The following is an 8,153-nucleotide window of genomic DNA, read 5'->3' as shown; positions in this document are numbered from 1 at the left end:
GCTTTTGCCAGGAGGTGCCGTGTCTTGACACCGGACTCTGCGGGCGGACACCCCCCGACGCGTCCCCTTGCCGCCGTACGCGGCCGCCGGGTCCGTGGGTGGCATGCGCCATCCCTCGACGCTGCCCCTCGCCGCCGTCGGCGTGTGCGGGCCGGGGCGTGGGTATGCGCTGTCCGTCGGCGGGTCCCCAAGCCGCCGTACGCGGCTGCCGTGCCGCGCCATCCTCCGGCGCTGCCCCTCGCTGCCTTACGCGGGTGCGGGCCCGTGGGGGGCGTGCTGGTGCGCGGCATCCCTGGAGGTGTCCCCTTGCCGCCGTGCGCGGGTGCGGGTGTGTTCTATGGGGTGTTCGGTCTGGCTCCTGTGCGCAGCCATGCTGCCAGGAGGGTGATCGCGGTTCCTGCGGCTGCCCATGCCGAGAGGACCAGGAGTGAGCTGGTTGTGTCGTTGCCCTTGAAGTAGGCGATCGAGCGGGTTGCCCATGTTCCCGCGCCTGGCGGTAGGGCTGGGCCGATGTCTCGCCAGAACGGTGGGAGCAGTGGGGGTGGGAGGGCGCCGCCCGCGCTCGGGTTGCCCAGGATGACGATGATCAGGATGACCAGGCCGATGCCGGCCAGGCCGAAGATGGCCTGGAAGGCGAGGGTGGCCGCGCCTACCGCGAAGATGATCAGGGCGCCTACTCCCCAGAGGGCGGCGACGCTGCCGGGTAGTGCGTCCAGGACGGGGCCGACGATCAGGGCGCCGCCGAGTCCGCCGACGAGGGCGACCACGGCCATGGCGATCAGGCGGATCAGTGAGCGTCTCGGGGTGGGGCGGCCGGCGCCCGAGCTGATCGTCATGATCGATGCGCAGAGGTAGCCGCCCACGCACCAGCCCACGGTCACGTAGAAGGACGTGAGGCCGTTGGCGTCGTGCGGGTCGGCCGGGGCCACGTCGAGGGTGCGGAGGGTGCGGGCCTCGGATTTCTCCAGGGTGGTGAGGAGGGATTCCAGGGTGGTGGCCAGGACTCTGCCGCCTCCGGTGGCCACCAGGAGGGTGTCTGTGGTGCCGGTCGGGTTGATCAGCAGGGCGCCGTCGATGTCGCGGTTCAGGATCTGCTTCCGGGCTGTCGTGGCATCGGACACGGCGCGGGGGGCCAGGGGGGAGCCGGGCAGGTTCTTCAGGCGGTCCACCGTTTGCTGGGCGGCTACCTCGGGGGCCACTACTGCGATGGGTACGTCCTTGGGCTTGGGGTCGTGGAGCGCTCCCACGTAGGAGGCGATGAAGAGCAGGGCGAGGACGACCACGCCGGTCACGAGCAGGGTGGCTCGTGGGGTGACGGCGTCCTTCACTTCGGCGAGGAAGGGGCTGTGGGGGGTGTCGGCGCCGGGGGGCTGCTTCATGCCCCCACGGTCGGGGGCCCGGGGCCTTTGCGCAGGTGGGGGGCGGCCGAACGGATGTCGTACGGATGTTCGAGAAACGGTCCGGAAATGGTCTATGGTGGGGGTGGGGGAGTTGGGAACTGATGTTCGAGAGTTGGGGTCCGGTCGGGTCTCGGGATGGTGAGTCGGGAGGTGCGTGTGCCGGGTTTCACGCATCTGCACACCGTTTCCGGGTTCTCCCTGCGGTACGGCGCCTCGCATCCGGAGCGGCTGGCCGAGCGCGCCTCCGAGCGGGGCATGGATGCCCTGGCGCTCACCGACCGGGACTTGCTCGGGGGTGCGGTTCGGTTCGCCAAGGCCTGTGCGGCGGCGGGGGTGCGGCCGTTGTTCGGGGTGGAGCTGGCCGTGGAGGAGTTCGGGCTCCCGGGGGCGGGGGAGTCCGCGGGGCAGCGGCGTCGGGTTCCGGTACGGGGCGGTGTTTTTGTCGATGAGTCGATGCCTCGGGTCACCTTTCTCGCCCGGGACGGGGCCCGGGGGTGGGCCGATCTGTGCCGAATCGTTTCTGCTGCGCATGCCGGTGAGGGGTCGCCGCTGCTGCCACGGGGGGACAACCGGGGGGACGGCCTGATCGTCCTGCTCGGTGTCGAGTCCGATGTGGGGCGTGCGCTTGCCGCCGGTCGTCCTGATCGGGCGGCCAGGCTGCTCGAGCCCTGGCGGGAGGTCTACGGGGACTCCCTGCGGCTGGAGGCCGTATGGCACGGGCGCGAGGGCACCGGGCCGGGGTCGCTGAGGCTGGCCGCCCGTACCGTCGGCTTCGCCGCCGAGCAGCGGGTGCGGCCCGTGCTGAGCAATGCCGTCCGGTACGCGGACCCCGGTCTGGGGCCGGTCGCCGATGTGCTGGACGCCGCACGGCGGCTCGTGCCCATCGACTCCACCAAGGAGCTGGACTCCGGTGAGGCCTGGCTCAAGGGTCCGGGGGAGATGGCGCGGGTCGCCGAGCGGGTCGTCGAGGCGGCGGGCTTCCGGCGTGATGCCGCGTACCGGCTGCTGGAGCAGACCGGGGCTGCCGCTGCCGAGTGTCTGGTCGATCCCGAGGACGATCTCGGTATCGGCACCGTTCACTTCCCCGAGCCGTATCTCGTCGGTGCCGGGCAGCGCACCGCCCAGCGGGCGCTCGCCTCGCGGGCGGTGGCGGGCATGGTGCTGCGCGGCTATGACGGGCGGCGGGCGTACTGGGGGCGGATGCACCAGGAGCTGGACATCATCGCCCATCACGGGTTCGCCTCCTACTTTCTGACGGTGGCTCAGGTCGTTGATGACGTAAGGAGGATGGGGATTCGGGTGGCCGCGCGGGGGTCCGGTGCGGGGTCGCTCGTCAACCATCTGCTCGGCATCGCGCACGCCGATCCCGTGGAGCACGGGTTGTTGATGGAGCGCTTCCTGTCCAAGCGCCGGCTGGTGCTGCCCGACATCGACATCGATGTGGAGTCCGCGCGGCGGCTGGAGGTCTATCGCGCGATCATCGACCGGTTCGGGAGTGAGCGGGTCGCGACCGTCTCGATGCCGGAGACCTATCGGGTGCGGCATGCGATCCGGGACGTGGGTGCGGCCTTGTCCATGGATCCGGCCGACATCGACCGCATCGCCAAGTCCTTCCCGCACATCCGGGCGCGGGATGCCCGGGCGGCACTGGACGAGCTGCCCGAGCTCAGGCAGCTGGCGGGGGAGCGGGAGAAGTACGGGAAGCTGTGGGAGCTGGTGGAGGACCTCGACGCCCTTCCGCGGGGGATCGCCATGCATCCGTGCGGGGTACTGCTGTCCGACGCCTCTCTGTTGTCCCGTACGCCGGTCATGCCGACCAGTGGCGAGGGCTTCCCCATGTCGCAGTTCGACAAGGACGACGTCGAGGATCTCGGGCTGCTCAAGCTCGATGTGCTGGGCGTGCGGATGCAGTCGGCGATGGCGCACGCGGTCGCGGAGGTGGAGCGGGTCGCGGGGGAGCGGATCGATCTGGACGCGCTCGACTTCGAGCGGGGGGACGGTGACCCGGAGACGTATCGGCTCATTCGTTCCGCCGAGACCCTGGGCTGCTTCCAGATCGAGTCGCCGGGGCAGCGGGACCTGGTCGGGCGGCTTCAGCCGGCCACCTTCCATGATCTTGTCGTCGACATCTCGCTCTTCCGGCCCGGGCCGGTCGCCGCCGACATGGTGCGACCGTTCATCGAGGCGCGGCACGGGCGGGCGCCGGTGCGTTATCCGCACAGGGATCTTCAGGGGCCGCTGCGGGAGACGTACGGGGTCGTCGTCTTCCATGAGCAGATCATCGACATCGTGCACATCATGACCGGGTGCGGGCGGGACGAGGCGGACCGGGTGCGGCGGGGGTTGTCGGATCCCGAGTCGCAGGGGCGGATCCGGGTGTGGTTCGCGCAGCACGCGGCGGCGCGTGGGTACGACGCGGAGACCATCCGGCGGACCTGGGAGATCGTCGAGGCCTTCGGGTCGTACGGCTTCTGCAAGGCGCACGCGGTCGCCTTCGCGGTGCCGACCTATCAGTCGGCCTGGCTGAAGGCCCATCACCCGGCCGCCTTCTACGCGGGGCTGCTCACCCATGACCCCGGGATGTATCCGAAGCGGCTGCTGCTGGCGGACGCGCGGCGGCGAGGGGTGCCGATCCTGCCGTTGGACGTGAACGTGTCGGGGGTCGCCCACCGTATCGAACTGGTGTCCGAGTCTGGGAAGGCGGGAGGGGTTTGGGGGCTGCGGCTCGCCCTCTCCGATGTGTACGGCATCAGTGAGGCCGAGGCGGCACGGATCGCGGACGGGCAGCCGTACGCCTCGCTGCTCGACTTCTGGGAGCGGGGGCGGCCCAGCCGGCCGCTTGCTCAGCGGCTCGCGCAGGTCGGTGCGCTGGACGCCTTCGGGGCCAACCGGCGTGATCTGCAACTGCATCTGACCGAGCTGCACCGGGGCGCCCGGGGCAAGGGGGGCGGCGGGGGCCAACTCCCGTTGAGCGGCGGGCGGAAGACGGCCGCGGCCGGGCTGCCCGACCTCAGCCCCCAGGAGCGGCTCAGCGCCGAGCTGGGCGTGCTGTCGATGGATGCCTCACGCAATCTGATGGACGACCATCGGGCCTTCCTCGACGAGTTGGGCGTCGTCCCGGCGCGGCGGCTGCGGGACGCCCGGCACGGTGAGACCGTGCTGGTCGCAGGAGCCAAGGCGGCCACCCAGACGCCGCCGATCCGGTCCGGCAAGCGGGTCATCTTCAGCACGCTGGACGACGGGACGGGCCTGGTCGACCTCGCCTTCTTCGACGACTCGCACGACGCGTGCGCCCACACCGTCTTCCACTCCTGGCTGCTGCTGGTGCGGGGGGTCGTGCAGCGGCGGGGGCCGCGCAGTCTGAGTGTGGTGGGCTCCGCCGCCTGGAACCTCGCCGAGCTGGTCGAGCTGCGCGCCGAGGGCGGCCTTGACGTGGTGGCGGCGCGGCTGGCGGAGCCCGTGGCGGAGGGGGACAGGGACGACCCGACGCACGGCCGGCGCATCCAGATGCCGACCGGATACGAGATGCACCCGTGGGCCGATCTGCGACCGGCGGGTCAAGAGCCTTCACAGGTACGGAAGTTGTGGCACCAGAGTCCGGGGAGTGCGGGATGACCATCCTCTGCGTACGTTTCCAGCTGCCGCCTACGCGCGAGGCGGCCCTGCCGGGGCTGCTCGGACTGCTGGAGGACTTCACACCGGTCGTGCAGGCCCTGCCACCGGACGGGGCGCTGGCCGATCTGCGGGGCGCCGAGCGGTACTTCGGGCGGGACGCCATCGAGCTGGCGTCGGTGATCCGGGTGCGGGCCCTCGCCCATCACGGGGTCGACTGCGCGATCGGCGCGGGGTCGGGGCCGATGCTGGCCCGCGTGGCGCTGCGGGACGCCCGGCCCGGGGTGACCTGTGCTGTTCCCGAGGGGGCGGACGCCATCGCGGAGTTCCTCGCCGGGAAGCCCGTCGCCGCGCTGCCCGGCGTCGGCGCCGCCACCGCCCGCACCCTGTGCGAGTACGGCCTCGACACCCTCGGCCTGGTCGCCGCCGCGCCCCTGTCCACGCTCCAGCGTCTGGTCGGTGCGAAGACCGGCCGTGAGCTGCGCGAGAAGGCGAGCGGAGTCGACCGGGGGCGGGTGGTGCCGGACGCCGTGTCGCGCTCGCTGGCCACCGAACGGCCCTTCACCCGCGATGAGCTGGATCCCGACCGGCATCGCCGCGCCCTGCTCTCGGCCGCCGAGGAACTGGGCGCCCGGCTGCGCGCGCTGGACAAGGTCTGCCGCACCCTGACCCTCACCGCCCGCTACGCCGACCTCCCCCACTCTCGAACAGGCTCGAGCGGGAGGACCCCCATCTCGACGACCCGTAGTCGTACGTTGCAGGAGCCGACGGCCCACTCGGCGGCGCTGACCAGGGCGGCGTACGGCATGTACGAGGGCCTCGGTCTCCAGCGCGCCCGTGTGCGTGCTCTGGCCCTGCGCGCCGAAGGGCTCGACCCCGCCGAGCGGGCCTCCTACCAGCTCACCTTCGACCCGCTCGACGAGAAGGCCCGTCGCATCGAGGAGGTCGCGGACCGCGCGCGAGCGAAGTTCGGGCCGCATGCGGTGATGCCGGGGGCGTTGGCGGCGTAGCTCCTCGCGGGCGGGGGTCAGTTGGCCCACGGGGGTGTGATGCGCGTGCCGTCGGCCAGCTCCGCCGTGAGGCCGATCGAGGTGGTGACCCAGGTGACGGCGGTCCGGTCGGCCGGGTTCTCCACGGTCAGGGTCGCACCGGGGTTGATGATCAGGGTGTCGCCCGCCGTGATCCGGTCGGTGCGGTCGTCGAGGGTGATCAGGAGTTCGCCGTCGAGGAGGTGCAGGATCTCCTCCCGGTTGACGGTGTGGGCAGGAGCCTTGGTCCCTGCGGGGATCTCGCCGCGCCAGGCGCACAGCTCCTTGCTGCCGGTCAGAGGGGTGGCGTACGAGACGAAGCGGGCGCCGTGGATCTCGTGGGTGACGGCTTCGGACGCGCGGACTACGGGCACGGGTGCCTCCTGGGCGTGGATGCGGAGATGGTCAAGCAGCTTGACTATGTGTCACCTATGGTCAAGCTGCTTGACCAATTCGTCAAGGGTGTTTCAATGCCTGCGTGCAGAACTCCGAAGCCATGGCCCTGTCCGTCACCCTGCTCGCCGTCGCCGGTGAGCTCACGCAGCGCATCCATGACGGTGTGCTCGCCCGGGGCTTCGAGGGACTGCGGCCCGCGCACGGGTTCGCGTTCGCCCGGCTCGCTCCGGACGGTGCGACGGTCACCGACCTCGCCGCCCATCTCGGCGTGACCAAGCAGGCCGCGAGCCAGCTCGTCGACGAGATCGTGCGCAGGGGCTACGCCGAGCGTCGGCCCCATCCCGATGACGCGCGTGCCCGGCTGGTCGTGCTGACCGAGCGGGGGTGGGCCTGCACCCGTGCGGCCGAGGAGGCGGCCGCCGATGCCGTTCGGGCGTGGATGGAGGTGCTCGGAGAGGGTGAAGTGCGGGCGCTGACCGGGCAGTTGGCGCGCATCGCGCCCTATGGGCCGATCAGGCCCGCCTGGTGAGGGTTCGTCAGGGGATGTGAAGCGCCCCTTACTATCACTGGAAGTTTTTACTGACGCGTAACTTCACACGTCTCCTACTCGCCCGTAACTTGACGAGTGAACAGCATCCTCGTGATCCGGATCACAGGGCGTAAGGCCGTCGCACCTCCCTTGAGCCGCAAGGAGATCACCCGATGCTGCCCTGGAAACGAGTGCTCAGACCCCTGACCGCGCTGCTGCTGACCACCGCGGTCGCCGTCGTTCCCGCCACCACCGCCCAGGCGGCCGAAGCGGCGGCGGCCTCGCACAGTGGCTGGAACGACTACTCGTGCAAGCCGTCCGCCGCCCACCCTCGCCCCGTCGTCCTCGTGCACGGCACTTTCGCGAACTCCGTCGACAACTGGCTGGGACTCGCGCCCTATCTGGTGAACCGCGGCTACTGCGTCTTCTCCCTCGACTACGGCCAGCTGCAGGACGTGCCCTTCTTCCATGCTCTCGGCCCCATCGACAAGTCGGCAGGGCAGCTGTCCAGCTACGTCGACACGGTGCTCGCCGCCACCGGCGCCGCCAAGGCCGACCTCGTCGGCCACTCGCAGGGCGGCATGATGCCCCGCTACTACCTCAAGTTCCTCGGCGGTGCCGCCAAGGTGAACGCCCTCGTCGGCATCGCGCCCAACAACCACGGCACCACTCTGGCGGGGCTCACCAACCTGCTGCCGTACTTCCCCGGCGCCGAGGACCTGCTCAGCAGCGCCACCCCCGCCCTCGCCCAGCAGGTCGTCGGCTCCGAGTTCATGACCAGGCTCAACGAGGGCGGCGACACCGTTCCCGGGGTCCGTTACACGGTCATAGCCACCAAGTACGACGAGGTGGTCACGCCGTGGCGGACCCAGTTCCTGAACGGCCCCGACGTGAAGAACGTCCTGATCCAGGACAAGTGCGCGGTCGATCTGTCCGAACACGCGCTCCTGGGCCTGACCGACCGGATCGCCTTCCACGAGGTGACCAACGCGCTCGACCCGGCCCGCGCCACGGCGACCACCTGCGCGTCCGTGGTCGGTTGAGCGGCTGAACGAAGGAGTACCACCGGGGGTTGGACGGGCTGGGACCCCGGTTCGACCCCAGAGCCCCGGGTCCGCGGCGAAGGCACCACAACCTCCCCCCCCCCCCCCCCCCGAACCCAAACACCCCGCCAAGCTCCCCGGTCGT

Annotated in this window: 6 protein-coding genes; 4 read left to right on the top strand and 2 right to left on the bottom strand. The window is 71.0% G+C overall.

All coding sequences use genetic code 11. From position 1 onward, the window contains the following. Nucleotides 1–335: 335 nt before the first annotated feature. On the bottom strand, nt 336–1,379 hold the full coding sequence (locus tag ACFU95_RS29160) for a DUF3533 domain-containing protein (protein WP_383833052.1): 1,044 nt from the start codon (nt 1,377–1,379) through the stop codon (nt 336–338). 177 nt (nt 1,380–1,556) lie between these two features. Here ACFU95_RS29160 and ACFU95_RS29155 point away from each other — a divergent pair, with 177 nt between their 5' ends. After that, the gene (locus tag ACFU95_RS29155; RefSeq protein WP_383833049.1) at nt 1,557–5,015 is read left to right on the top strand and encodes a DNA polymerase III subunit alpha; all 3,459 of its coding nucleotides are present in this window, start codon (nt 1,557–1,559) and stop codon (nt 5,013–5,015) included. Continuing rightward, nucleotides 5,012–6,022 carry a hypothetical protein gene (locus ACFU95_RS29150; protein ID WP_383833047.1) on the top strand — a complete coding sequence of 337 codons (1,011 nt, stop codon included), beginning with the start codon at nt 5,012–5,014 and terminating at the stop codon, nt 6,020–6,022. The genes ACFU95_RS29155 and ACFU95_RS29150 overlap by 4 nt, the downstream gene beginning before the upstream one ends. A gap of 17 nt (nt 6,023–6,039) precedes the next feature. Here ACFU95_RS29150 and ACFU95_RS29145 read toward each other — a convergent pair whose 3' ends face one another. Beyond that, entirely contained in the window at nt 6,040–6,414 is a 375-nt protein-coding gene (locus ACFU95_RS29145; RefSeq protein WP_383833044.1) for a cupin domain-containing protein, read from the bottom strand. Between the two features lie 104 nt (nt 6,415–6,518). On the opposite strand from ACFU95_RS29145, the gene ACFU95_RS29140 reads away from it, so the two are divergent. Together ACFU95_RS29140 and ACFU95_RS29135 are read left to right on the top strand one after the other, a co-directional pair. Beyond that, entirely contained in the window at nt 6,519–6,965 is a 447-nt protein-coding gene (locus ACFU95_RS29140; RefSeq protein WP_383833041.1) for a MarR family winged helix-turn-helix transcriptional regulator, read from the top strand. A 173-nt stretch (nt 6,966–7,138) separates the two neighbouring features. Further along, nucleotides 7,139–8,008, top strand: coding sequence for an esterase/lipase family protein (locus tag ACFU95_RS29135; protein WP_383833038.1), 870 nt, complete (start codon nt 7,139–7,141; stop codon nt 8,006–8,008). Nucleotides 8,009–8,153: the final 145 nt, after the last annotated feature.

Origin of the sequence: Streptomyces sp. NPDC057623, assembly GCF_042800355.1 — a bacterium.
In the GTDB taxonomy this organism is placed as follows: domain Bacteria; phylum Actinomycetota; class Actinomycetes; order Streptomycetales; family Streptomycetaceae; genus Streptomyces.
The sequence above is the reverse complement of the archived record's forward strand: the minus strand, read 5'-3'. Positions and strand labels throughout refer to the sequence as shown.